General features: G+C 71.4%; 20 protein-coding genes and 3 pseudogenes. 13 read left to right on the top strand and 10 right to left on the bottom strand.

All coding sequences use genetic code 11. The annotated features are described in order from the left end of the window. Positions 1 to 642 (top strand): TetR/AcrR family transcriptional regulator, encoded by a 642-nt coding sequence (locus tag BIV25_RS07425; protein ID WP_071371339.1) that lies wholly within the window; start codon positions 1 to 3, stop codon positions 640 to 642. 422 nt (positions 643 to 1064) lie between these two features. On the opposite strand, the gene BIV25_RS07420 is transcribed toward BIV25_RS07425, so the two are convergent. Next, positions 1065 to 1796, bottom strand: a complete 732-nt coding sequence (locus tag BIV25_RS07420) for a hypothetical protein (RefSeq protein WP_071371338.1) — start codon at positions 1794 to 1796, stop codon at positions 1065 to 1067. A gap of 276 nt (positions 1797 to 2072) precedes the next feature. Here BIV25_RS07420 and BIV25_RS52445 point away from each other — a divergent pair. From BIV25_RS52445 to BIV25_RS07405, 4 genes and pseudogenes are all read left to right on the top strand, one after another. Beyond that, positions 2073 to 2336, top strand: a pseudogene (locus BIV25_RS52445) (2,4-dichlorophenol 6-monooxygenase); the annotation flags it as partial. 85 nt (positions 2337 to 2421) lie between these two features. Next, a complete protein-coding gene (locus tag BIV25_RS07415) occupies positions 2422 to 3303 on the top strand; it encodes a dioxygenase (RefSeq protein ID WP_071371337.1) in 882 nt (293 codons plus the stop codon). Further along, positions 3300 to 4011 (top strand): annotated as a pseudogene (locus tag BIV25_RS07410) (iron-containing alcohol dehydrogenase); the annotation flags it as partial. The gene BIV25_RS07415 and the pseudogene BIV25_RS07410, both read left to right, overlap by 4 nt. A 151-nt stretch (positions 4012 to 4162) precedes the next feature. Next, positions 4163 to 4435 carry a carboxypeptidase-like regulatory domain-containing protein gene (locus BIV25_RS07405; protein ID WP_256255653.1) on the top strand — a complete coding sequence of 91 codons (273 nt, stop codon included), beginning with the start codon at positions 4163 to 4165 and terminating at the stop codon, positions 4433 to 4435. 62 nt (positions 4436 to 4497) lie between these two features. On the opposite strand, the gene BIV25_RS07400 is transcribed toward BIV25_RS07405, so the two are convergent. Then, positions 4498 to 5181 carry a response regulator gene (locus BIV25_RS07400; RefSeq protein ID WP_071371335.1) on the bottom strand — a complete coding sequence of 228 codons (684 nt, stop codon included), beginning with the start codon at positions 5179 to 5181 and terminating at the stop codon, positions 4498 to 4500. After that, on the bottom strand, positions 5178 to 6824 hold the full coding sequence (locus BIV25_RS07395) for a sensor histidine kinase (protein WP_071371334.1): 1647 nt from the start codon (positions 6822 to 6824) through the stop codon (positions 5178 to 5180). The genes BIV25_RS07400 and BIV25_RS07395 overlap by 4 nt, the downstream gene beginning before the upstream one ends. Before the next feature lie 201 nt (positions 6825 to 7025). On the opposite strand from BIV25_RS07395, the gene BIV25_RS07390 reads away from it, so the two are divergent. Both BIV25_RS07390 and BIV25_RS07385 read left to right on the top strand, forming a co-directional pair. Next, positions 7026 to 8582 (top strand): SLC13 family permease, encoded by a 1557-nt coding sequence (locus BIV25_RS07390; RefSeq protein WP_177235179.1) that lies wholly within the window; start codon positions 7026 to 7028, stop codon positions 8580 to 8582. A 96-nt stretch (positions 8583 to 8678) separates the two neighbouring features. After that, complete coding sequence (locus BIV25_RS07385) at positions 8679 to 9245, top strand: DUF6817 domain-containing protein (RefSeq protein ID WP_071371332.1); 567 nt, start codon at positions 8679 to 8681, stop codon at positions 9243 to 9245. Positions 9246 to 9293: 48 nt separating this feature from the next. Here BIV25_RS07385 and BIV25_RS07380 read toward each other — a convergent pair whose 3' ends face one another. The 4 genes from BIV25_RS07380 to BIV25_RS07365 form a co-directional block, all read right to left on the bottom strand. Next, positions 9294 to 10871 (bottom strand): serine/threonine-protein kinase, encoded by a 1578-nt coding sequence (locus tag BIV25_RS07380; RefSeq protein WP_071371331.1) that lies wholly within the window; start codon positions 10869 to 10871, stop codon positions 9294 to 9296. 208 nt (positions 10872 to 11079) lie between these two features. Further along, positions 11080 to 11523, bottom strand: coding sequence for a hypothetical protein (locus BIV25_RS07375; RefSeq protein WP_071371330.1), 444 nt, complete (start codon positions 11521 to 11523; stop codon positions 11080 to 11082). Continuing rightward, a complete protein-coding gene (locus tag BIV25_RS07370) occupies positions 11520 to 12008 on the bottom strand; it encodes a hypothetical protein (protein WP_071371329.1) in 489 nt (162 codons plus the stop codon). Before BIV25_RS07370 ends, BIV25_RS07375 begins: the two co-directional genes overlap by 4 nt. Positions 12009 to 12070: 62 nt before the next feature. After that, on the bottom strand, positions 12071 to 13048 hold the full coding sequence (locus BIV25_RS07365) for an Lrp/AsnC family transcriptional regulator (protein WP_177235178.1): 978 nt from the start codon (positions 13046 to 13048) through the stop codon (positions 12071 to 12073). Positions 13049 to 13242: 194 nt separating this feature from the next. Here BIV25_RS07365 and BIV25_RS07360 point away from each other — a divergent pair, with 194 nt between their 5' ends. After that, complete coding sequence (locus tag BIV25_RS07360; protein ID WP_071371328.1) at positions 13243 to 14673, top strand: M14 family zinc carboxypeptidase; 1431 nt, start codon at positions 13243 to 13245, stop codon at positions 14671 to 14673. Positions 14674 to 14682: 9 nt separating this feature from the next. Here BIV25_RS07360 and BIV25_RS07355 read toward each other — a convergent pair whose 3' ends face one another. The 3 genes from BIV25_RS07355 to BIV25_RS07345 all read right to left on the bottom strand — a co-directional run bounded on the left by BIV25_RS07355 (position 14683) and on the right by BIV25_RS07345 (position 19138). Beyond that, positions 14683 to 17352 carry a lectin gene (locus BIV25_RS07355; RefSeq protein ID WP_079176476.1) on the bottom strand — a complete coding sequence of 890 codons (2670 nt, stop codon included), beginning with the start codon at positions 17350 to 17352 and terminating at the stop codon, positions 14683 to 14685. Beyond that, the gene (locus BIV25_RS07350) at positions 17345 to 18406 is read right to left on the bottom strand and encodes a hypothetical protein (protein ID WP_256255652.1); all 1062 of its coding nucleotides are present in this window, start codon (positions 18404 to 18406) and stop codon (positions 17345 to 17347) included. The genes BIV25_RS07355 and BIV25_RS07350 overlap by 8 nt, the downstream gene beginning before the upstream one ends. A 171-nt stretch (positions 18407 to 18577) precedes the next feature. Further along, a complete protein-coding gene (locus BIV25_RS07345; RefSeq protein ID WP_071371326.1) occupies positions 18578 to 19138 on the bottom strand; it encodes a nitroreductase family protein in 561 nt (186 codons plus the stop codon). Between the two features lie 317 nt (positions 19139 to 19455). Here BIV25_RS07345 and BIV25_RS46515 point away from each other — a divergent pair, with 317 nt between their 5' ends. From BIV25_RS46515 to BIV25_RS07325, 5 genes and pseudogenes are all read left to right on the top strand, one after another. Continuing rightward, positions 19456 to 20043, top strand: a complete 588-nt coding sequence (locus tag BIV25_RS46515) for an MFS transporter (protein ID WP_079176475.1) — start codon at positions 19456 to 19458, stop codon at positions 20041 to 20043. Between the two features lie 6 nt (positions 20044 to 20049). Further along, a pseudogene (locus BIV25_RS07340) lies at positions 20050 to 20725 on the top strand (cyclopropane-fatty-acyl-phospholipid synthase family protein); the annotation flags it as partial. Between the two features lie 419 nt (positions 20726 to 21144). Further along, entirely contained in the window at positions 21145 to 22617 is a 1473-nt protein-coding gene (locus BIV25_RS07335; RefSeq protein ID WP_177235185.1) for an MFS transporter, read from the top strand. Positions 22618 to 22730: 113 nt separating this feature from the next. Next, a complete protein-coding gene (locus BIV25_RS07330) occupies positions 22731 to 23603 on the top strand; it encodes an alpha/beta fold hydrolase (protein WP_071371324.1) in 873 nt (290 codons plus the stop codon). 140 nt (positions 23604 to 23743) lie between these two features. Beyond that, positions 23744 to 24826 (top strand): hydrogenase expression protein HypE, encoded by a 1083-nt coding sequence (locus tag BIV25_RS07325; RefSeq protein ID WP_071371323.1) that lies wholly within the window; start codon positions 23744 to 23746, stop codon positions 24824 to 24826. Positions 24827 to 24844: the final 18 nt, after the last annotated feature.

The following is a 24844-nucleotide window of genomic DNA, read 5'->3' as shown; positions in this document are numbered from 1 at the left end:
ATGGATGGGGTGGGTGCCGATCCGACGTCCTCCGAGCCGGGTACCGTCCGGCCCGGCGGACGTACGGCGCGGGTGCGGGCGGCGGTGCTCCGGGCGGCCGGGGACACCCTGGCCGAACAGGGCTTCGCCCACCTGGACCTCGGGGAGATCGCCCGGCGCGCCGACGTGGGCAAGACCACGGTCTACCGTCGCTGGGGAACCGTCACCGGCCTGGTGGCCGACCTGCTGACCGACATGGCCGAGCAGTCACTGCCACGCGCCGAGACCGGCTCCCTGCTCGGCGACCTCACGGCCAACGCCCGCCTCGTACAGCGGACTCTGGCCGATCCGCGCCAAGGAGCCCTGTTCAAGGCCGTCATCGCGGCCGCCACCTGCGAGGCCAGAACGGCCGAGGCCCTGCATCGCTTCTACGAGGTCCGCGTCACCGAGTGGGCTCCCTGCGTCCAGCAGGCTGTCGACCGGGGTGAGGTACCCGAGGGCACCGACCCCCACGAGGTGATCCGCGCCGTCTCCGCACCCCTCTACTACCGCCTGCTGACCACCGACCGGCCGCTCGACGAAGCCGCCGCCGTCCGGGCCGCCGAGGCGGTCGAGGCCGCTGCGCGCGCCGGGGTGTACGTGCGCGGTGACCGCGCCTTGTGACGGGCCTGCCTCCAGCGGCGATGAACGTGGCGGAGCCCGGGAGTCGTATCCAGCTCCCGGGCCCCTGGGGATGCCACCCAATTGCGCACGCCGGCGGCGTTTAAGAGGACGGATCAGTCATCATGCCGTCGTGTTCTTCCTTTGAACTACCGCACCGCGTGAGAGGTGCAGGCGAGAGTCGAACTCGCATCCGACGGCGTTCGTCCGGCCTCGGTCGATCCGGCGATCGGCGGCGATGCTGAGACTGGAGCGAGAGTCTGAGATTGACGGCGGCACCTTTGCGGCACCGCTTCTTCAGGCTGAACTTCAGTGTCAGCTTGCGCTCATCGCGCGGGCCGGTCCTCAATCCGGTCCGCGCCTGTCGCGCACCCCCGCGCTCGCACGCGGGGGCGATCATGGATGCTGCCTATGGTCGGCCGGTGTCAGCCGAGCAGGTAGCCGAACACGGCGTCGCCGATCCGCTGGTCGGTGACCTCGGCGCCGTTGGCCTCCTCGCGGGCGAACTTGACCGACTGCTGAAGCCTCTCGACGCGCTCCACCAGTTCGTTGACCCTCCGGGCGGGAAGAGCTCCGGAGAACTTCACGGTCGTCCAGTACCCGATGGGCACGTCCTCGTAGTACACCTCGACCTGCGCCGGGTGCTTCTCGGTGGCCTCCGCCTTGACGTGGTTGCGCGGGACCTTCTTGGTGCGGATCGTGCGCACCGGGTCCGTCTTCCACCAGTCCGTGGAGGGGTCGTGCGACCAGGACTCGGCGGCGTCGAGGGTGGGGAGCTTCCTGACGAACGCGTGCAGGTCGGTGAGCTGCTTCTCCAGGAAGAGGAGGTAGCTGACCGGGACGTCGGTGAGGATCGTCCGGCCGTCGACCGTGACGTCCGCGCGGGCCGCGCAGTTCGCCCAGTCCTTGGTGGCGGTCACGTCGAAGAGCCGGGTGAGCGACGCGGACATCTCCCGCAGTACGTCCTCGGCCTGCACCTGTACGCGTGTGGACTCGGGCGGCAGTTGCTCGCCCTCCTCGTCCTTCGGCTGGTACGCACGCGAGATACCGGCCAGCAGAGCCGGCTTCTGCACCTTGTGGTGTGCCGCGGTGATGTCCTGGAGCGACTTGCTCTTGACACCCTTCTCTACGGCGATGATCTGGTTCAGTTTCGCCACTTCGGGTCCCCCTTCGAACAGACAGGAACGTATCCCACCGGCTCGAACGCCCGCACCTTCTTTATCGACTGGGCGAGCAGCACGGCCCTCACCACGTGCGCGGCGCCCGGATGCGGCGACGAAAGGTCCTGCCGGCGGTCGAGGAAGTGCTCGGGACCGTGGCCCGGCAGGAGCGGAGACCGGCTGCCGGAGGTCGTGCGGCACCCCGAAGAACCGGGCGCGCCGTCATGCGGCGACGGCCTCGTCCGGCACACCGTCGGGCAAGGGACGCCCTGTTACGACTCGGACGCCATCATGCCCGACGGCACGCCCGACCCCGGCTTCACCCGCGACCCGGAGCTCTGCAACCAACCCTCCTCCCGCCCCGGCGCGAAGCTGCCGCACGTCTGGATCACCTCCGCCGCCCGGGGCTGGGTGCGCGCCGCGCAGGCGCAGGAGGTCGACATCGCCACCGTGGTGATCGGTCCCGGCCAGGAGTACGAGGACCCGGACGCCGAAGGGCTGCTGGCGGGCGCGCTGCGGCGCATCCTTGGCACAGCTGAACTCAGGCGGTGGGAAGGCGAGTCACCGTGGACACCGAACGCGGAACGCCGCAGTGGGCTGCCGCAGACGACAAGGAGCTCGTATGACCAGCAGCGCGGGAGAGGCCTTCGTCGAAGGGGCCGTCACCGAGGAGGCCGTCGCCAGTCTGCGCGCGACGGCCGATCCGCGGTTGCGGGAATTGCTCGGCGGACTGATCCGCCATCTGCACGACTTCGTGCGCGAGACCCGGCTCACGCAGGAGGAGTGGGAGCGGGCCATCGGCTTCCTGACGGCGACCGGACAGACCTGCACGGACACACGGCAGGAGTTCATCCTGCTGTCGGACGTGCTCGGCCTGTCCATGCTCGTCGAGACCGTCAACGGCGGCCGCGGCCCCGGCGCCACCGAGTCGACCGTCCTCGGCCCCTTCCACCTGACCGAGTCGCCCGCCCGCCGGCTCGGCGACGACATCGACCTGGTCGGCGGCGGAGAGCCGTGCGTCGTCAGCGGACGGGTACGCTCGCCGGACGGCTCCCCGCTGCCCGGCGCGGTCCTGGACGTCTGGCAGGCGGACGCCGAGGGCTACTACGACGTACAGCAACCGGACGTCCAGCCCGCGGGCAACGGCCGCGGGCTGTTCACGGCCGACACAGAGGGCCGGTTCTGGTTCCGCACCTGTGTACCGGCCCCCTACCCGATCCCCACGGACGGCCCGGTCGGCACCCTGCTGCGCGCCACCGGCCGGCACTCCTACCGCCCCGCGCACATCCACTTCATCGCCACGGCCGACGGCCACTCCCCCGTCACCACGCACATCTTCGTGGCCGGCAGCGACTACCTGGACTCCGACGCCGTGTTCGCGGTGAAGCAGAGTCTGGTGCAGGAGTTCACGCGGATCGACGACCCGGCTCTGGCCCGGGAGCTGGGCGTCCCGAACCCCTTCCGGCAGGCGCGCTTCGATCTCGTTCTGGAGCGGGCGTCATGACGTTCACCGCCGACGTCGTGTACGAGACCCGGCCCGTGCGGGTCGTCTTCCGGGCCGGCGCCTCCGTGTCCGCGGTCCCGGGTGAGGCCCGACACCCCGGTCTGCGGCGGCTGTTGGTGGTCTGCGGAAGCCGGGGTGAGACCACCGCGAGGGCGGTGGCGGAGGCGCCCGGCGACGCCTGCGCGGGACTCCACGCCGAGGCGCGGACGCATGTTTCCGTCGACGTCGCCGACCGGGCCGTCGCGGTGGCGCGGGCGGCCGGGGCCGACGGGTGCGTCGCGGTCGGCGGCGGCTCGGCCATCGGCCTCGGCAAGGCGATCGCGCTGCGCACGGGACTGCCGCTGATCGCCGTGCCGTCCACGTACGCGGGTTCGGAGATGACCCCGGTCTGGGGCCTGCCGGAACACGGGGTCAAGCGCACCGGCCGCGACCCGGTGGTCCAGCCGCGCAGCGTCGTCCACGACCCCGAGCTCGCCCTCTCCCTGCCGGTACCGCTCACCGTGACCAGCGGCGTCAATGCGCCGGCCACTGGTCTCGCTGATGGCGCAGGAGGGCGTCCGCGCGATGGCCGAGGCGCTGCCGCTACTGGCCGCCGAACCCACCGGGCGCGACGCGCGCGGCCGGGCCCTGTACGCGGCGTGGCTCTGCGGAGCGTGCCTCGGCGGCACGTTCGGACTGCCGCACGCGGAGACGCACACGGTGGTGCTCCGTACGCCCTCGCGTTCGAGGGGCGGGACGTGACTGTCTCGTGTTGAGGCACCTTGAGACACCCGTGCCCATGCGTCGTACCGCACGAACGAACGGGGGGTGTGACCATAGGCGGGCGCGGCTGCGCCAACTGTCGCGAAACGTGAACGTCATGGCTTCGCACTGCTCCGGCGTCGGCGTCCCGAGGGCGGCCCCGGCCGAGGCGGCGGGCCCTTCGCTCTCCCTCCCCAGCGACGCGGGCGGTGTGGGCCGCGAGGTCGTCGACCCCATGGGTTCGCCCATGGCGGCCGCGGACGTCACGGTCACCGCGCTGGACACGCGCCGCGTCGTGGCCCCCGGCACCACCGACCCGTACGGCTTCTTCCTCGCGGCACTGCCGCCCGGCCGGTACAGCCGGCCGAACCCACCGAGGACTACACCCTGAACTGGCGCACCATGCCGGCCCGCGGGATCACGGTGGTGGGCCCCGCGCTGGGGCGGCGGGGCTCAGTCCTGGTCCGGTTCCGTGTCGTCGCCGCTCCACGAGTAGAGGTGCTCCGGGCGGCCGGCGGCGCCGTACCGCAGTTCGATGCGGATCGTGCCGGCCGCGGCGAGGTCGGCCAGGTAGCGCTGGGCCGTCGGGCGCGAGATGCCCAGGCGTTCGGCGAGCGCGCTGGCGGTGATCGGGCCGTCGAGGGCGGCCACGGTGTCCGCGACGAGTTTTCCCGTGGGGGTGGCGCGCGGCGGCCGGGCGCGGACGGTGCGGTCCGTGCCGTGCAGGGCGCGCAGCGCACGGTCCACCTGGTCCTGGGCGAGGGAGCGGTCGGTGGACAGCTGGGCGTGGAAGCGGGCGTACGCGGCCAGGCGGTTCCTCAGCTCGCGCTCGTCGAAGGGTTTGATGAGGTAGCCCATGGCTCCGCGTCCCAGCGCCGCCCGCACCTGCGCAGCGTCGGCGGCGGCCGTCACCATCATCACGTCGCCCGACAGCGCGGGCAGCACCTCGGTGCCCAGCCGGTCGGGCAGATACAGGTCGAGCAGAATCAGGTCGGGCCGCAGTGCGCGGCTCAACTCGACTGCCTTCGCGGCGGAATGGGCCGTACCGGCGACCGTGAAGCCGTCGACCGCGTTCACGTAGCGGGCATGCAGTTCGGCGACGCGATAGTCGTCGTCCACGACCAGGACCCGGATCACTGCTCGCCTCCTTGTGTTGCCGCGTGTTCGGCCTCGGTGCCCGGCGGTGCCCACCGTTCCAGTACTGCGGGGAAGCGGGCCAGGAAGACCGCGCCGTGTGCGTCCCCGCCGGGCTGGCCCAGCCGCAGCTCGCCGCCGTGCTTGGTCGCGAGCTGGCGGGCCAGGGTGAGCCCGATGCCGTGCCCGGCCCGCTCCTGCGGGTCCCGGGTGGTGAATCCGCGGCTGAAGAGCCGTTCGACGTCTTCGGCCCGGACCCCGTCCCCGCTGTCGGCCACGGCCACGTGCAGGGTATCGCCCTCGGCCAGCACGCTCAGCTCCGCCCAGGCAGGACGCCGATGTCCGCTCTCGGCCGCTCGTACGGCGTTGTCCAGCAGGTTGCCGACGACACTGACCACGTCCAGCGGCTCGGTGAGCCGTCCCGGCAGATAGGAGTCCGGATCCAGCCGCAGCTCCACGCCGTGCTCGGAAGCGGTCGCCGTCTTGGCCGCGAGCAGTCCGCGCAGGTAGGGGTCGACCAGGCGAGCGCCGTCGCGGCCCTCGGTGGCGAGCGGTGCGGCGGCCAGTTCGCGCAGGTAGTCCTGCGCCTCCTCGGTGCCGCCGGTGGCGAGCATGCCGGAGAGGGTGTGCAGCCGGTTGGTGTACTCGTGCGCCTGGGCGCGCAGGGCGTCGGAGAGCGCGCGCAGCGCGGACCGCTCGCGCTCCAGCTCGTCCACCTCGGTCCGGTCCCGCAGCGTGACCACGTGGCCGAGGTCCTGCTCGCCGCGCCGGACCGCCTGCGCGCTCAGCACGAGCAGCCGTCGGCCCACCACGGCCACGCTCTGCCGTAGCTCCTGCCGTTCCGCCAGCGCGCGGTGCACCGGTGCGGGAAGGCCGGCGTCGCCGAGCGGGGTGCCCGGCCGTACCGGGCCGTCGAGCAGCCGGGCCGCCTCTTCGTTGCACACCGTGATCCGGTTCGCGGGGTCCACGGCGAGGACGCCGTCGCCCACACCATGCAGTACGGCCTGCTGTTCACGCAGCAGCTCGGCGAGTTCGGCCGGTTCCAGGCCGAGGGTCTGCCGCTTGAGGCGGCGGGTCAGCAGGGCGGCCGCGCCGATGCCGACGAGCAGGGCACCGGCCGAGAACGCGGCCTGCTCGCGGATCAGCGGTACGGCGGCCTCCAGTGCCGTCGTGACCCGGACGCCGGTGCTGACCTCGCCGACCACGGCTCCGTCGGCGGAGCGCAGCGGGACCTTGGCGCGGGCGGAGGTGCCGAGGGTGCCGCGCTGGATGGACACCGACTCGCGGCCGTTCAACGCGGTGGGCGCTGTGCTGACCTCCTTGCCGACCTCGGTCGGGTCCGGGTGCGACCAGCGGATGCCGCGCCGGTCGGTCACGACGACGAAGAGCATGCCGGTGCGTCGTCGTACCGCCTCCGCGAGGTGTTCCACCTCGCCGCCGGGATCGGAGCGGGTGCCGATCCGCCGGGCCACGTCCGGATTCTCGGCGACGCTCCGGGCCACCGCGAGGGCGCGCTGCTCGTACTGCTGCTCGGCGGAGTTCCGCAGCAGGGTCACCGTCAGGGCGAAGCCGGCACCGAGGACGACGACGAGCGCCAGGGCCTGGGCGAGCAGCGCCTGCGTGGCAATACGGGGACCGCGGAACATGACGTCAGGGTATCCGGGAGAACGCTCCGCCGACCCGCGTGCACAATACGAGCAGAACGCACGGAAAGATTTACGTCGCCCTCAATTAACGCAACGGTTACACCCCTGGTGACGCGGCGTCGCTTGCGCATACGGTGCCCGGAAATTCGATTACGGGAGTTCCCGGGAATTAGGGAAAGCTGAATGCGCATGATGGCAGCGTTGGCATCACAATCCGCGAAATCGGCCCCGGCGGCCGTGGCCTGGACCGGCCACGACACCTGGCTGCTCGCACTGGTCGGTATCTCGATCGCGGTGGTCGTCCTCCTCATCAGCTGGGCGAAGCTGCACGCCTTTCTGGCACTGATGGTGGGTGCGCTCACTGTCTCGGTGCTGTCCGGGGCAGGCGTCGAAAAGGCGGCGGATTCCTTCACCACGGGCCTCGGCAACATCATGGGAAAGGTCGGCATCCTCATCGTTCTGGGAGCCGTGCTCGGCCGGCTGATGGCCGATTCCGGCGGCATCGACCAGATCGTCGCGACGCTCACCCGTGTCGCCGGGCCGAAACGACTGCCCTGGGCCGTGACGGCGATCGCCTGCATCGTCGGTCTGCCGATGTTCTTCGAGGTCGGCTTCGTGATGCTGGTGCCGCTGGTCCTCCAGATCGCCCGGCGCGCGGACTACCCGGTGCTGCGGGTCGGCATCCCCGCGATGGCCGGTCTGGCCACCGTGCACGCGCTGGTGCCTCCGCATCCCGGGGTGCTCGTGGCCGTCAACGCGGTGCACGCCGACATCGGTCTCACCCTCGTCTACGGCCTGATCGTCGCGATCCCCTGCGCGATCGTGGTCGGGCCGCTGTTCACCGCGTACATCTGGCCGCGGGTCAGCGCCCGTGTCCCCGACTCGGCCCTGGCGGCCTTCACCACCGCCGCGCCGCCGAGCGCCGCCGTCACCGCCGCACTCGATCACGCCCGCTCGCACGTGCGGGCCGGTGCCCGCGGCTCCACCTCCGCGTCGGCGTCGGCGGCCTCGACGGGCGTCGCCGTGACGGACCGTCCCGAGGCACCGACGGACGCCGTCCGCGAGGGCGGCGAGCCGCGGAGCCGGCGCCGCACGCCGCGGTTCTCCGTGACGGTCGGCACCATCCTGCTGCCGATCGCGCTGATGATGCTCAAGGCGAGCTGCGACACCTTCCACTGGGCGCACGGCGCCCTCCTGACCAGCGTCGAGTTCCTCGGTACGCCGATGATCTCCCTGCTCGCGGCGATCGTGGTGGCGCTGTTCACCTTCGGCTGGGCCGTCGGCTCCTCGCGCCGTGAGGTCCAGGACACGCTGTCCCGTTCCTTCCCGCCCATCGCCGGTGTCCTGGTGATCGTCGGGGCCGGTGGCGGCTACTCCGCGGCGTTGCAGGACTCCGGCATCAACTCCGCGATCGGCGAGGCCGCCCAGCATCTGCACATCTCCCTGCTCCTGCTGGCCTGGCTGGTGGCGGCCCTCATGCGCACGGCGACCGGTTCGGGCACGGTGGCCACCGTGGCGGCGGCCGGCATCGTCGGCCCGCTGGCGCAGGGCCTGGACTCCCCGCACGCGGCTCTCGTCGCCCTGGCGCTCGGCTCCGGCGCCGCGTTCCTCGGGCATGTCAACGACGCCTCGTTCTGGATGTTCAAGGAGTACTTCGGGCTGTCCGTGGGCGGCACGCTCCGCACCTGGACCGTGTCCCACACGCTGCTGTCGCTGACCTCGCTGGGCGTCATCCTGCTCCTCAACACCGTCGTCTGACGTCACCGGCACCGTCGTCCGACGGCTGACTCGTGCCCCGGCCGGAACGCTTCCGGCCGGGGCGCCACACCGCGCATCGGCGTTACGCTCGGCCCCATGGCCCCAGCCCGGCGGCACCACCTGACGGAACGTGAGCAGCAAGCGGTCGAGGCGTTTCTGCGGGATCGGGGAGCCGCGCTGATCCCTCATCCCGGGGGGACGCTGCTGGGACACCTGGAGCGCGTGCGCCGGCTGCTGGCCGACTGGGGAGCGGACAGCGTCGTCCAGACCGCGGGTCTGTGCCATGCGACATACGGAACGGACGGCTTCGAGCCGACGCTGCTGCCCGTCACGGACCGGGCCGCACTCGTCGCGCTGATCGGTCAACAGGCCGAAGCACTGGTCTACTTCTACGCCGGCTGCGACCGCGCCGCCACCTACCCCCGCCTCGACGGCACCGAGGCGGTCGTCTTCCGGAACCGCTTCACAGGCCGTGAGCACCAGCCGCCGGCCGAGGCCCTCCGGGCGTTTCTCACCATCACGGCCGCCAACGAACTCGACGTGCTGGCGCACAACTCGGACCTGGCCAGGCAGCACGGCCCCGGACTGTACCGCCTGCTCACCCGGGTGGGTCCGCTGCTGCCGCCCGCCGCACGCGACGCGGTCGCCCGCCGACTGGGCTGACGCCCGCCGGCCGCTACGACGCCGCAGCCATCTGCTTCCGGCCGCCGGTCAGTCGGTGAACCCGTCGCGCACGTGGTCGAAGACGGGACGGTACGTGTCCCACCGGGCGTCCGGCGCCGACAGGTAGATGTCGTACTCCCGGCCGCCGGCCGTGCCGTATCCCAGGTCGATGGCGCGGAAGACGCGGGCGCGGCCGCGGAAGGTGAACTCCCACACCGCGGCCGGCTTGCCCTTGAAGGTGGTCTGCTGCATGCGCAGCCTGCGGTACGTGTCGTAGTTGACCTTGGTGTTCGCCTCGATGTCCGCGAAGTGCTCGATGGGGTGCGAGCCGGCCGGGTCCACCATGCCGATGGTGATGCCGGCCAGGCCGGTCGGGTCGGCGTAGGTGACCTCCCCGTTCGGCCCCTTCTTCGGCTGCCAGCCGTCCGGCACGGGGAAGGAGACGCCGAGCCGCTGGTCGCGGACCAGGTGGTAGCCGTCGGGGACGGGCGAGGGCGTGGCCGATGCGGTACCGGTCGAGGTGCCGCCGGAGCGGTGAGCGCCGGCCTTGGCCCCGCCTTCGTGCGAGGAGGCGTAGAAGGCCGCCGCGGCGGCGGACGCGACCACCAGGGCGGTGACCGCCGGCACCAGTGCGCGCCGCGGGCGCCCGCGACCCCGGCGGCCTTCGTGTGGGTCCGCCGAGTCCTCCCGGCCCCCGGCGTACGGCGCGGGCGGCGCATGCCGTGCCGGGGAGGTCGAGGCCGTGTACCGGGTGTCCTCGGGCCGCAGGCCGGCGAGGTCGGCCGACGACGCGGTGCCGGTGGGCGGGGCGCCGGACACGACGGCTCGCAGGGCCTGTTCCGTCTGCTCCGCCGTGGGGCGGTCCGCGGGGTCCTTCGCCAGCAGTGCCTCGACGAGCGGCGCCAGCGGCCCGGCCCGCCGCATCGGCTGCAGCGGGTCGACGGCGATGGCGTACGCGGTCTCCATGGCGGTGTCGCGGCGGTACGGCGGGCGTCCCTCGACCGCCTGGTACAGCGTGGCGCCCAACGACCACAGATCGGAGGCGGGGCCGGGATCCTGGCCCCGGATCCGCTCCGGGGCCATGAAGTCGATGGACCCGACCATCTCTCCGGTCTGGGTGAGCGTCGAGGACCCGGCGGTCCGGGCGATGCCGAAGTCGGTCAGGACGACGCGGTCTCCGGCGCCCAGCAGGACGTTCGCGGGTTTGATGTCGCGGTGCAGGACACCTGCGGTGTGCGCCGCCCGTACGGCGGCGATCATGCCGAGGCCGATCCGGGCGGCCTCGTCCGGGGGCAGGGTCCGGCCATCCTTGAGGGCGTCGCCGAGCGTGGGCGCGGGGACGTACTCCATGACGATGCAGGGCCGCCCGTCGTCCTCGGCGACGTCATGGACGACGATCACGTTGGGATGCACGACCCGGGCGGCACTGCGCGCCTCCCGCCGGGTCCGCTCGTACAGCGTGGCGACCTCGGCGTCGGAGAGGTGGGGCTGTGTGTGGAGCTGCTTGAGTGCGACCTGCCGGGCGAGCACCTCGTCCTCGGCCCGCCAGACCGTGCCCATGCCGCCACGGCCGATGCGCTCGACCAGCCGGTAGCGTCCGGCGACGAGTCGCCCTTCGTCCGACACAGCCCTGCCCTCCGCCTGCTCCGTCCCCCCTTATGTCACTGATCGTGCACATTAACCGACCTTGTCGGGAGACCGGAAGCCGGTCCGCCATGTGGAGCGGTACCCGGTGGAGAGGAGACGGACTGCCCCGTGATGGTTCCGTACCCGTCGTTGTCCGGGCCGGTCCGAGTCTGGGACGATCACAGCCGCCCGGCGGTGCCGAGCGAGGTCACGTCGGTGATCGCGCGCTGCCCGCGGCGGCGGCCGGCGATGTGCTGGTGGGCGACCAGGGGGTGGAGCGGGCGGTGGCGCCCGCGCCGACGCCGAGCGCCGTGCCGTCGAGCCGCGTGCCGGTGACCGGTCCCGTGATGAAGGCGTTGTCGGCCACGTCGTGCCGGAAGGTGCCGCCGGAGTTCCCGGCCGTGTACCCGCCCTGGGAGTCGTACACGACGTTCCCCACGAACTGGGTGTCGGCCTTGGCCGGCGGGTTGCGGTTGTGCACGTCGGTGAAGACGTCGCGGTACCAGGTGACCGGTCCGCCCTCGGTGTGCACGGCGAACCGCTGTCCGATCGGATCGGCGATGATCGGGTTCTGCACAGTGATGTTCTTGGCGCCGACGGCGTCGATGTCGTCCCACGTGGCGAACTCGACCGGCACATGGTCGAAGATCATGTCGCTCGCCTTGGCGAGGGCGAGGCTCGCCGTGCCGTTCGCCGGGTCGAGCGTGCCCTCCCGGAAGCGGACGCACGCACGATGTCGTTCGCGGAGCCGGAGAAGGACACCTCCCTGCCGCGCAGGCCGATGCCCTGGCCGGGCGCCGTGTCGCCCTCGACGGTGATGTCGTCGGCCACGGGGACGGCGGAGTTCAGGGTGACGTATCCGGCCACGTCGAAGCCGACGATGCGGTGCGGTGCGCTCACCGCGGCCCGGAACGAACCGCTGCCGGAGTCGTTCAGGTTGGTCACGTGGTAGGTGGTCCCGCCCGTTCCCCCGGTGGCTGAGGTGCCGTAGCCCACCGCGCCGTCGAACGCCACCGCCGCGCCGGCGGCCGGAGTCCGACCGGCCCAGGATCCGGGAGCGGGCACGGCGACGGCTGCCGCGCCCAGGGCGTGGAGTCGCCGGCCGGCATGGATCGGTTGCCGCCGATCGACGCGCATGGGGGACGCGCCGGGCGTTGCCACGTGCGACCAGGCACGAAGGCCGCCGTGCTGCTGGGCGCTCAGAGGCTGCCCGGCCGGACCAGACCGGTCCTTTTGACCCCTGTGAGGATGGGGGTGACCTCGATGGTGGAGACGTGGTGGAGGGCGCCGACGGTGTCGGTCAGGAAGTGGTAGAGCGCGTCGAGGCCGGCCGCGGCGACGGCCACGAGGAGGTTGGCCGGGCCGGTGGTGGCGGAGACGAAGCGGACTTGCGGGTGGCGGCTGAGCTGTCGGCCCGTCTCTTCCAGGCCGCCGGGTGCGACACCGATCCACAGCAGTGACTCGGTCCGGATACCCAGCCGGGCGAGGTCGATCTCGGTCGCGAGCCGGAGGGCCTGGCCGCCCAGGAGGGCCTCCAGGCGACGGCGGGCGGTGAGGGCGGTGGTGTCCGCGCGGCGGGCGAGGTCGGTGTACGAGGCCCGCCCGTCCTCGATGAGCGCGGCGATCAGCTGGTGGTCGACGGGCTGGAGGGCGGAGCGGGTGGGCGCGGCCGGGGCGTCCTGCCGCAGGCTGGTCAACTCCGTCTCGGACAGTAGACCGCCGCTCCAGTCGAAGCCGGCCGGGAAGACCCGCAGCAGCACGTGGGAGGTCCATGACTGGACGGCGGGTGTGGCGGGGAGGTCGCGCAACAGCAGCGCGTTGCGGGCGTCCGGCCCGTCCAGGAACAGGACGGTGCAGATTTCGTCGCCGCCGCCGAGGACGTCCACCCAGATCGTGTCGGGGCGGCGTGCCAGCGTGGCGGCGATGGCGCTGATCCGGTTGGGCTTGCACCGGATGCGCAGGGCGAGCGGAATCAGATCGGGGAACCGCACGGGGTTGCGGACGGCCGTGGCACGCAGTGTTCCGTCGTGGAACAGCGGTGCGGCACGGCGCACCACGGTGCGCTCGGAGATCCCCAGTACGCGGCCGACCGTGCGCCACGAGGCGCGCGGGGAGGCCATCATCGCGGCGGCGATCCGACTGTCCGTCTCGTTCAGGCGACGGCTCACTTTCTCCATGTCGCGAGATCGTATGCCGTCGCTTCACGTGCACCGCCCGGCTCGGCGACGGAGCCCACCCGCCGCGCCGAACTCCCTTTCTCCTTCGGCGCGTTCCACGTCTACCCCGACAGCCCGATGCCGCGCACCCCGTATCGCTCCCTCCATGGACATGTCATATTGAGGTTGACCATCCCCCACGAAAGGTCACCTCCATGGCATACAAACGCCTGGCGGGCCTGACCGCCGGTGCCGTCATCGTCGCCACGGCCCTGCTGCCGCAGGTGGCACAGGCCGGCACCGGCGCGGACGCCACAGCGGGCCGCGCCACCACCACCGGCCGCGCCCACGGCGGGCACCGTACGGTCGTCGTCTACCGCGTGCCCACGCGCAATCCGCTCGCCGACGCCGAGCGGCTCGCCGACTCCGGATACGACCTCCTGGAGAAGCGGCAGGGCAACACCCTGTTCGTCTCCGGCGACGCCTCCACCGCGGCCGGACTGCGGCGGCTCGGATTCGCCCCCGTGATCGCCGACACGCTGACCGAGGCCATCCCCTCCCCCGCCGCGATAACGCGCGCCGCCGCGGGCGACACCTTCGACGGCGGCTACCACACGGTCACCGCCCAGTACTCCCACCTGGACGACACCGCGTCCCAACACCCCGACCTCGCGAAGGTGGTGACATACGGTCAGTCATGGCTCAAGCAGCACGGGCGCGGCGGTCGCGACCTCAAGGCGATATGCATCACCAAGCTCCAGGCGGGCGACTGCGCGCTCAGCCCGAACTCGGCCAAGCCTCGGTTCTTCCTGATGAGCCAGATCCACGCCCGCGAACTGACGACCGGTGAGATGTCGTGGCGCTGGATCGACGCGCTGACCAGCGGCTACGGCAAGGACGCGACGATCACCAAGCTGATGGACAGCACCGAGATGTGGGTGGTGCCCGACGCCAACCCCGACGGCGTCGACATGGTCGCGGCGGGCGGCGACAACCCCGTCCTCCAGCGCAAGAACGCCGACGACTCCCACGGCTCCCAGTGCGGGGTGAGCGCCTACAGCCAGATCGGTGTCGACCTCAACCGCAACGCCGACACCCACTGGAACACCACCGGCACCTCCAGCGCACCGTGCGACCAGACGTACGACGGTCCCGCAGGCGACTCGGAGGTGGAGAACAGCGCCCTGGAGAGTCTCTTCCGTGAGCTGTTCCCCGCGGTCCGCACCGGCACCGGCGACACCGCCCCGGCGCCGTCGGACGCCAAGGGCATGATGATCACCCTGCACAGTGACGCGAGCATGGTGCTCTTTCCCTGGGAGTACGACTCCACCGTGCACACCGGCAACGACACCGCCCTGCGCGCGCTGGCCGCGCACATGGCCTCGCTGACCGGTTACCAGTACGGCCAGGCGGGCGAGATCCTCTACAACGCCTCGGGCGGAACCGACGACTGGACGTACGACAAGCTCGGCCTCGCCAGCTTCACCATCGAGATCGGCGACAGCAGCGGTGTCGGCTGCGACGGCTTCACACCGCCGTTCTCCTGCCAGGACAGCTATTTCTGGCCGAAGATGGAGCCGGCGCTCCTGTACGCCGCCCAGCACGCCGCGTCCCCGTACACCACCACGTCCGCCGCACACCACTGACGATCCGCCTCACGAGGACGGCAGGGTCCAGCGCTGGCCGGTACTCCCCGTGCACGTGGCGAGGGTCAACCGGGTCTTGTCCGTGGCTCCGTTGCTCGCGTCGGTGAGACAGCGCCCCGAGACCGGGTTGACGAGTTCACCCGTGCTGTCGGGCTGCCATCGCTGGGCCTCGGTGCCGTTGCAGGTGTGGAGTTGGATCTTCGTGCCGGAGGTCGTCGCGCCGTCGGTGACGTCCATGCAGTCGTTCAGCACCTGGAGGGTGCCGTCGGGGACGGCCTTCCAGGTCTGGGCGTCGCTGCCGTTGCAGGTGTAGACCTGGATGGCCGTGCCGTTCGACGTCCCGGCCCCGGCGTCGTCGACGCACTTGCCGGTGGCCGTCTCGGTGAGCGGTCCGCTGGGCTGGGCCACGCCCGTGCCCGGGGTGCCGTCGTAGGAGGGCGGCGCGGCCGAGGTGTCCGACGCCCAGTGGGTGTCGGCGGTCGGGGAGAGGGTGAAGTCCAGCTCGGCGGACGAGCCGAGGGCGGAGGCCGGCACGTACGCCTTGTTCCACGCAGTGCCGTTGAGCGTCAGGGCCTGGACGTACGGCGAACTGTCCGACGCCGCAGGGGCGTTGACGGTCAGCGTGTGCCTGCCCGACGTGACCACGGCCGAGGTGAACAGAGGGCTGCCGAGGGCCAGGTCGGCGGTGCCCGGTGTCTCCGGGTACAGGCCGAGCGCGGACCAGACGTACCAGGCGCTCATCTCGCCGAGGTCGTCGTTGCCGGGCTCGCCGCCGGCGGCGTCCGTCCACAGCTGGTCCTGGACGGCGCGCACGGTGGACTGCGTCTTGTACGGCTCGCCGACCCAGTCGTACTCCCATGGCAGCCCGATGCTGGGTTCGTTGCCCATGTTGGACTGGGTGCCGATCACGCTGCCCAGCCCCTGGTAGCCGCTGAGCACGCTGTCCAGGTACGACGCCAGGGAGGAGGCGCCGCCCTCCAGGGACGCCAGCTTGGCCACGTTGAAGGGGATCATCGGGGTGTAGGTGAAGGCGTCGCCCTCGGCGAAGTCGTTGCTCGACGTGCCGGTGATCAGCTTGGCGGCGAAACCGTCCATCCAGCGGCCGTTGGAGTGCCGTGGCTGGATGTAGCCGGACGACGTGTTGAAGATGTTCTGCCAGTCCTGTGCCCGGTCCTGGAACTTCTTCCGGTCCGCGCTGTCGCCGAGTGCGCCCGCGAACGCCGACAGGGCGAAGTCATCCGTGTCGTACTCCAGTTGGGTGGAGGTGGTGGCGTATTCGTGGCAGCAGCCGTACAGCGAGTTGGTGGGCAGATAGCCGAACGAGTCCAGGTAGGTCACGCCAGGGGTGACGTCGGTGTCGGTGGTCTGCTCCTTGATCATGGCGGACAGGGCCGTGGCGGTGTCGAAGTCGCGTGCGCCGAAGGCGTAGTAGTCGGCCAGTACGGGCACGGCCGGATCGCCGACCATGATGTGTGTCTCGCCGGTGTTCATGCCCCACTTGGTGAGCGCGCCGCCCTGCTGGTGGTCGTTGACGATCGACTGCGCCATGTCGGAGGCGGCCGACGGGTCGAGCAGCGCGGTGAGCTGGGCCTGCGAGCGGTAGGTGTCCCAGTTGGAGAAGTCGGTGTACTGGGCGATGTGGCCGCTGGTCACGGTGTGCACCGCGCCGTCGTAACCGCGGTAGGAGCCGTCGGCGTCGCTGACCACGCTGGGGAAGAGAGAGGCGTGGTAGAGGGCGGTGTAGAAGACGTGCTGCTGGTCGCCGGTGCCGCCGCTGACCGTGATCTTCGACAGCTCGTCGCGCCAGGCCGTCGTCGCGGCGGACTTCACGGCGGCGAAGCTCCTGCCGGTGACCTCCGCGTCCCGGTTGGCGGCCGCCTCGGCCGTCGACGTGTAGGAGATGCCGACCCGGGCCTCGACCGTCCGGCTGCTCGTGGTGTCGAACGTGAGGTGCTCGCCGCCGCTGTAGCCGCCGCTGGCGGTGAAGGGGTGGTCGAAGGTGAGGGCGAAGTAGACCGTGAACGGGTTGGCGGCCTCGCAGAAGCCGGTGCTGGTCACCGAGCCGGTCACCGTGTCGTCACCGGTCACGTTCAGCGTCGAGGAGGCGTACGGGGTCTGCGTGCCGTTCAGTTTGAGCAGCAGGCCGGCCTGGGTGGAGGCGGGGAAGGTGAACTGGCCGATCCCCGCGTGCGTGGTCGTGGTGAGTGCCACGCCGGTGCCGTTGCCGAGGGAGACGGCGTAGGAGCCGGGTGACGCCGACTCGTTCGTGTGGGAGAACGACTCCGTCGTGGAGCCGGGATCGGAGCCGGTCGAGCCGACCACGGGCAGGATGGGCAGATCCCCGGCCGCGTCGCAGCCGACGCCGGAGACATGGGTGAGGCTGAAGCCGGAGACGGCGGAATCGGCGTAGTTGTAACCGCCGCCCTTGGGCCGCGAGGTGGTGTCCGGGGACCACTGGACCATGCCGTGCGGGACGTCGGCGCCGGGAAAGGTGTTCCCGGCACTGAAGTCGCTGTTGGAGCCGGTGCCGATGTACGGATCGACCAGCGGCACCGGGTCGGAGACAGCCGTCGCGGCCCGTGCCGACGGGGCGAGTTGGCCGGGCAGGGCGAAGGCGAGTGCCGTCACCCCGGCCGCCAGGAACCGCAGCAACGTGCGGGAGTTCGGGGCGTCAGCCACGGGTGAGCACCTCGCCGAGCACGCCGTTCGCCGGGGCGGTGATCCAGTCGGTGGAGATGTACGAGGCGCCGTCGGAGGCGAGTTCGGCGACGCGGGCCCGGGCGTCGGCCAGGGAGGGGTCGGACGAGCTGAGGGCGGGCGACACGTCGTAGGCGTCGGTGACGACCGTCAGGTAGTGGTTGGTGTCGTACCACTGCGTGTCGCCGTCGCCGGCCCAGGCGGCCGCGTCCGCGTCGAAGACCACGAACCAGGGGCGCAGGGTGGTGTCGCTGTAGCGGGTGCGCGGGTCCACCGCCTGCGCGCCGAGGACGCTGGGGAAGACGGTGGCCCGGTCGATGGTTCCGGCGGCGGCCAGGTCCTTCAGGTGCTGGGCGTAGACGACGTCCACCCAGGTGGAGGCGGGGTCGACGGCCTGCTCGAAGGTGCCGGGGATGATCTCCACGATCGCCTTGCCGTTCAGGGCGGTGCTTCCGGCCCAGTTGTTCGCGCGGGCGGCGGTGTCGAGGTCCGGGTAGCGGCTGCCGTCGCTCTTGGTCAGCAGGTCGGCGGGGGTGTAGAGGGCGCTGCCGAGGTGGGCCTTCATGTAGGCGTCGAACGAGGTCGGGTTCATGCCGAGGAGGTCGTCGAACCCGTTCTTCATCTCGATCTTGACCATGATCGGGTGGCCGGCGGGGTGGGCCTGCAGCCAGATCCGGATGTCGTCGAGGCAGCTGTCGAGGTTCTGGTTGCGGTCGCCGGTGTAGAGGTCGGCGGCCGTGCTCGCCTGGACGCAGTTGTTGTCGCTGCCGAGCGGGTTGGTGTGGCTCACGTTCCACTTGCCGGTGAACACGTTGGCCCAGGTGTCCAGTTCCACCAGGGAGGTGCCGGTGTCCAGGGCGTCGGCGAGGTAGGTGTACGCCGACTTGTCGTCGTACGTGTTGTGGATGCCGGTGCCGGACACCTCGGCCAGCGTCGCCCCGGCACGGTCGGCCGCGTGGGCGGTCGGCATCGTTGTCGCGGCGAGCAGCAGAGCCGAGACGGCCAGCATCAGGAGCCGCACTCTTCGGCCAATCATGCGCATGCCAAACCCTTCCAGCAGTGCTCGGTCGTGGTCGCGCAGAGCCTAGGGGTGACGGGGGTCCGTTCGCTACGCCTCGGTAACCGCTTTCCCAACATCCCGGAACGGTTGTGGGTGTGCCGCGACAGCGCTCCTTCGAACCGCACCGGCGATGCGGCTCAAGTGGGGCTACTCCGGCAGGGCCCAGGGAGCGGACAGCAGATCGGCCACGCTGCGCCGGTCGCGGCGCTCCGGCGGCGCTTCGGCCGCCTTCCCCAGCGCGATCATGGAGATGATCGCCCACCCCGGGTTCGGGCTCAGTTCTTTGGTGAGGCCTTCCAGGTCGAAGGCGCGGAACTGATGGGCCGCCAGTCCCATCGCCTGGGCCTGGACGGTCATCTGGGCGACGGCCTGGCCGAGGTCGTAGTCCGCGAACTCGGAGTAGAGCAGCTGCGTCTCGTCGACGTGGCGGTGCGTCAGCGTGACGACGAGCAGGCCCGCGTCCGACGCCCACCGGGCCGAGCTGGGCGCAAGGTGACGCACCACCCGCTCGTGCTCCGGCTCACCGGGCCGACTCGTGAAGAAGCCCCAGGGCTGGGAGTTGCCGGCGGACGGCGCCCACCGCGCGGCCTCCAGCAGCCGACCGAGGCAGTCGTCGTCCACGGCGGCCGACGGGTCGAACCGGTAGGGGCTGAACCGTCCGGCCAGCAGAGGGTGGATGCCGCCGGGCGGTTCGTGATCACGCTGCATGTCCGGGTGCAACCAGCCGGCCCGGGGGCGTATTCCCCACGCCGAGGGAGGTCAGGGCGCGTGCTACCGCCACGGGCCGCGCATACGAACCGTCCCGGCCAGGGCACTTCTCTCTCCGTGTGCACGAGAGCAAGCTGATCCGCACCGGACACGAATCGCCGCGCCACCGCCCTCTGTCGTCACTCCCCCCACAGCCGAATCGAGGTCCCGTGACGATCAACAACCGCACCAGCGCGTCCGCCTCCGCTCCCCACCGGGCCGGACGCCTCACCACGGCCCAACGCCGCGCCTTCTAAGGCTCGTTCGGCGGCTGGGCCGTGGACGGGTTCAACTGGACCGTCTTCGGACTGCTCCTCGCCCCCACGATGGACACCCTGCTCCCCCGCGCCGGTATCGACCCCACCCCCGAGAACATCGGCTGGTACGGCCAGATCAGCACCGCCCTCTTCCTCCTCGGCTGGGGCTGCTCCGCCATCTGGGGTCCGGTCGCCGACCGCTTCGGCCGCAAGCCCGCGATGACGGCCTCGATCCTGATGTACGCGATCTTCACCGCCCTGGCCGGTATCGCCTCCGGCCTCTGGGAATGGAACGCCTACCGTCTCCTCGCGGCGGTCGGCGTGGGCGGCGAGTGGGCGATGGCCGCCACCCTCCCCGGTCGAGGCGCCGGCGGATGTCGTCGTAGTCGCTCCAGTCCCAGCCCATACCGGCCCAGCCGTCGTCCTGACCTGTCACCATGCCCCCTCCAGCAACGATCGGACTGCCTCCGCGCAGTCCCCACAGACTCGCACACGGGTCTGACAACAGCCCGCCACCGGCGGGAGACTTGTGGATCACCACCCGCCGCCACCCGACAGGCAGGGCCTGCGGGACAGGAGTTCAGGTGGACGCGGCCGGTCTCGCGGTAGCGCGAAGCGAAGCTCGCCGCCCTCGGGCCAGCGCCCGGGGCGCGCGTGCTCGATCCGGCCTGCGGTTCCGGCGAGTTGCTGTGCACCTGGGCCCGCGAGCACCGGATCACCGGGACCGGGGTGGACATCAGCACGGTGTTCACCGCCCGCGCTCGTGCCCGCGCCCTGGAACTCGGCGTCGCCGACCGGGTCACGTTCGTCCACGGCGATGCCTCGGGGCACGTCGCCGACGCGCCTGTCGACATCGCGGCATGCATCGACGTCACCTGGATCGGCGGCGGCCTCGCCGGACGCCGGCACGGTCCGTCTGCTGGGCGGAAGCCCCCGCCCCGGCGGGACGATTCTCGTCGGGGAGCCGTTCTGGCGTCGCGAGCCCCCGAGCCAGGAGGCCGTCGAAGCCTCTCATGCGGGCAGCCGTACGGACTTCCTTCCGCTGGCCGGGCTGATCGAGCGGTTCGGCTCGCTCGGCTGCGACGTGGTCGAGATGGTGCTCGCGGACCAGGACAGCTGGGACCGCTACCGCGCCGCCCAGTGGCTCAACATCCGCCGTTGGCTGGACACCCACCCCGAGGACGAACTCGCCCCCGCTCCCCGCGAGGAGCTCACCACCGGCCCCGTCCGCTACGCGCGCTACAAACGGGAGTACCTGGGCTGGGGCGTCTTCGCGCTGGTGCGCCGCTGACCACGGTCGGTGGGTCGGCGGCGGGCCGCACACGGGCGGAATCGCGCCGACTCACCGGCCGGGCCGGGTCGTGCGGTTCTGTTCAGGGCCTGGGCCTGAAGGCGTTCGGTGGCCTCCTGCGGTCGCGTACTGGGCCGGCGACCGAGAGCGCGCCGTAGCGGACGGGGGGTGGGGAAGATCGCCGACATCGTGCCGGGCATCGTCACCAGGGACAGGCCCATCAGCACCAGGCCCACCGCGATGAGGCCGACGTCGCCCTGCATCACGATGAGCTTCGTACCGGGCCCGGTCGGTGGCCTGGCGTGACGGCTCGCCGGCGAGGGTTCCGGTTGCAGGCTGTGGTGTGTGCCTGTGCGCTGGTGGGGAACGTGGTCCGTCCGGGTGCGCACCGAGTGAGAGGAGTCCTTGTGACTGCGTCGATGCCGGCGGCGGGCGGCCGCGACCGGGCGGGACCTCAGGAGCCCGGATACCAGCCGGACCCGCAGCGGTGGCGGGCCCTTTGGGTCACCCTGGTCGCCGGTTTCATGAGCCTGCTGGACGTGACGATCGTGGCGGTCGCGCTGCCCACCATCCAGCGTGACCTGCACGCCTCCGCCGCCCAGGTGCAGTGGGTCGTCTCCGGCTACGCCCTCAGCTTCGCCCTCGCCCTCGTCACCGCCGGGCGGCTCGGCGACGCGCTGGACCGGCGCCGTATCTTCCTGCTGGCCCTCAGCGGTTTCGTGGTCTTCAGTGCGGCCTGCGGAGCGGCTCCCGACATCACGCTGCTGGTCGTGGCCCGGCTCGCGCAGGGGCTGGCGGCCGGATTCATGGCACCGCAGAACTCCGCGCTGATCCAGCAGTTGTTCCGCGGCGCCGAGCGCGGCCGCGCCTTCGGCTTCTTCGGCGCCACCGTCGGCATCTCCTCCGCCGTCGGCCCGCTGACCGGCGGCACCATCCTCGCCCTGGCCTCCGGTGCGCAGGGCTGGCGCTGGATCTTCTACGTCAACGTTCCCATCGGTGTCGTCGCCGTTCTCCTCGGCCGCCGTCTGCTGCCCCGCGCCCGCCGCCCCGGCCGAGGGAGCGGCCACCGGCGCGGCCGTGTGGACCTGCCCGGCGTCGTGCTCCTCGGCCTCGGTGTCCTGGCGCTCATGTATCCCCTGGTCCAGGCCGACTCGGGCGGGCTCGGCCGGCTGTGGTGGCTCTTCCCCGTCGGCGTCGTCCTCCTCGCCGCCTTCACGCAATGGCAGCGCCGGCTCGTCACCCGGGGCGCCCAGCCACTGCTCGATCCGCGTCTGTTCACCACCGTGCGCGGCTACGCCATCGGCGCCTGCGTCGGCACGCTGTACTTCATCGGGTTCAGCGGTGTCTGGCTGGTCTTCGCGCTCTTCTACCAGCACGGCCTGGGCTACTCCCCGCTCCGCTCCGGCCTGGCCGTCACCCCTTTCGCCGTCGGGTCGGCGAGCGCCGCCGTGATCGCCGGCCGGCTCGTGGAGCGATACGGCCGCACGCTCACCGTCTGCGGCCTCACGGGTGTACTCGTCGGCCTGGGCGGCACCGCGCTCCTGCTCCGCTGCGCACCGCTCGGCACAGCGCCCTGGGCCGCCGCGCCGCTGCTGCTCCTCGGTGGCGTCGGCAGCGGTTTCGTGGTCTCCCCCAACATCACCATGACCCTGCGGGACGTCCCCGTGCACATGGCCGGTGCCGCCGGCGGCGCGCTGCAGACCGGACAGCGTCTGGGCGCCGCGGTCGGCACCGCCGCCCTGCCCGGCCTCTTCTACGTCACGCTCGGCAGGAACGGCCACTACCCGGCCGCCCTCTTCACCGCGATCGGCGCCGCTCTCGTCGGCATGGCGGCCTCCCTGGCCCTCGCCGCGTACGACTGGCGACGCGACCGGACCCCCGGCCAGCCCTGAGCCCCGTCCTCCCGGAAATCCATCCTAACCCCCAAATTGTCCTTGACAGGTTATGTCTCGCCGCGCTCGACTCAACTGCATAACCTCTGAAAACCGAATGAAAGGTCAGAGCCATGGCCCCTGCAGTGCACCACCGCACCACCACCGTCAACGGTCTCGACGTCTTCTACCGGGAGGCCGGCGACCCCCAGGCGCCCGTGGTCGTGCTCCTGCACGGCTTCCCGACGAGCTCACACATGTTCCGCGGGCTGATCCCCGCCCTCGCCGACCGGTACCGCGTGATCGCCCCCGACCACATCGGGTTCGGCCAGTCCGCGATGCCCGCCCCGGAGGACTTCCCGTACACCTTCGACGCGCTCACCGAGATCACTTCCGGCCTGCTCCGGCAGCTGGACGTCGACCGGTTCGCGATGTACGTGCAGGACTACGGCGCCCCCATCGGCTGGCGTCTCGCCCTCCAGGCACCGGACCGCGTCACGGCGATCATCACCCAGAACGGCAACGCCTACGAGGAGGGCTTCGTCCAGCCCTTCTGGGAGGGTGTCTTCGCCTACGCCAAGAACCCGGGACCGGACACCGAAGGCCCCATGCGCGGCGCCCTGACGCCCGAGATCACGCGCTGGCAGTACGTGAACGGCGTCCCCGACCCCAGCCTGGTCAGCCCCGACAACTGGGTCCACGACCAGGCGCTGCTGGACCGTCCCGGCAACGCCGAGATCCAGCTCAGGCTGTTCCGCGACTACCCCACCAACGTGGACCTCTACCCGCGGGTCCACCAGTACTTCCGTGACTCCGGAGTGCCGCTGCTGGCGGTGTGGGGGGCGGGCGACGAGATCTTCGGGCCTGCGGGCGCGGAGGCGTTCCGCCAGGATCTGCCCGATGCCGAGATCCATCTGCTCGACTCCGGGCACTTCGCCCTGGAGAGCCACCTGGAGGCCGTCACCGGACACATCCGCGACTTCCTCGCACGCGTCCTCGTCCCCTGATCCACGTCCCCTGATCCGCCTGACCCTCCTGACGCGCGGGTAGGGCCGGATCGCACTTACCCGCGAGCCGTCGGCGGTGCTACACCGAAAGGGGTTGCTTCGCACCACCCCGTTGCCCTGCGCGGATTCGAGGAGGGTTCATGAATGCCTCGACCGACACCGTGGCCGATCCGGCCGCCTCTGTTGATCAGCGGGACGAACCGACCGTACACATACTCTGGATCAACGCCGGTCTGAGCTGCGACGGGGACTCGGTCTCCCTGACCGCGGCGAGCCAGCCGAGCATCGAGGAACTCGCGCTCGGCGCACTGCCCGGGCTGCCGAAGGTGGCGGTGCACTGGCCGTTGATCGACTTCGAGTGCGGGCCGGTACAGGGGGCGGACAATTTCGTCGACTGGTTCTTCAAGGGCGAGCGGGGCGAGATCGACCCGTTCGTTCTGGTCGTGGAGGGGTCCATCCCGAACGAGCGGGTGAAACCCGAGGGTTACTGGTGCGGCTTCGGCGACGATCCGGAGACCGGCCAGCCGATCACCACCAGCGAGTGGCTCGACCGGCTCACCCCGAAGGCACTCGCGGTGGTGGCCATGGGGACCTGCGCGACGTACGGCGGCATCCACGCGATGGCCGGCAACCCCACCGGTGCCATGGGGGTGCCCGACTATCTCGGCTGGGACTGGAAGTCCCAGGCCGGCATCCCCATCGTGTGCATCCCGGGCTGCCCGGTGCATCCGGACAACGCCTCCGAGACGCTGCTCTACCTGTTGTACCAGGCCGCCGGGGCCGCACCCATGATCCCGCTGGACGCGGAGCTGCGGCCGACCTGGCTGTTCGGCGCCACCGTGCACGAGGGCTGTGACCGGGCCGGCTACTACGAGCAGGGCCAGTTCGCCGAGGAGTACGGCTCGCCGCAGTGCCTCGTGAAGCTGGGCTGCTGGGGCCCGGTGGTGAAGTGCAACGTACCCAAGCGGGGCTGGATCAACGGCGTGGGCGGCTGCCCGAACGTCGGCGGCATCTGCATCGCCTGCACCATGCCCGGCTTCCCGGACAAGTTCATGCCCTTCATGGACGAACCGCCGGGGGCGCAGGTCTCGTCGACGGCCAGCACGGTCTACGGCTCGGTCGTACGGCGGCTGCGGCACTTCACGGAGCACACCGTGGACCGGGAACCGAAGTGGCGGACCAAGGGCGAGAAGCTCACCACGGGCTACCGAGCACCGTGGTGACAGGAATCGGAGCGGCAT

Source organism: Streptomyces sp. MUSC 14 (genome assembly GCF_001866675.1).
In the GTDB taxonomy this organism is placed as follows: domain Bacteria; phylum Actinomycetota; class Actinomycetes; order Streptomycetales; family Streptomycetaceae; genus Streptomyces.
The sequence above is the reverse complement of the archived record's forward strand: the minus strand, read 5'-3'. Positions and strand labels throughout refer to the sequence as shown.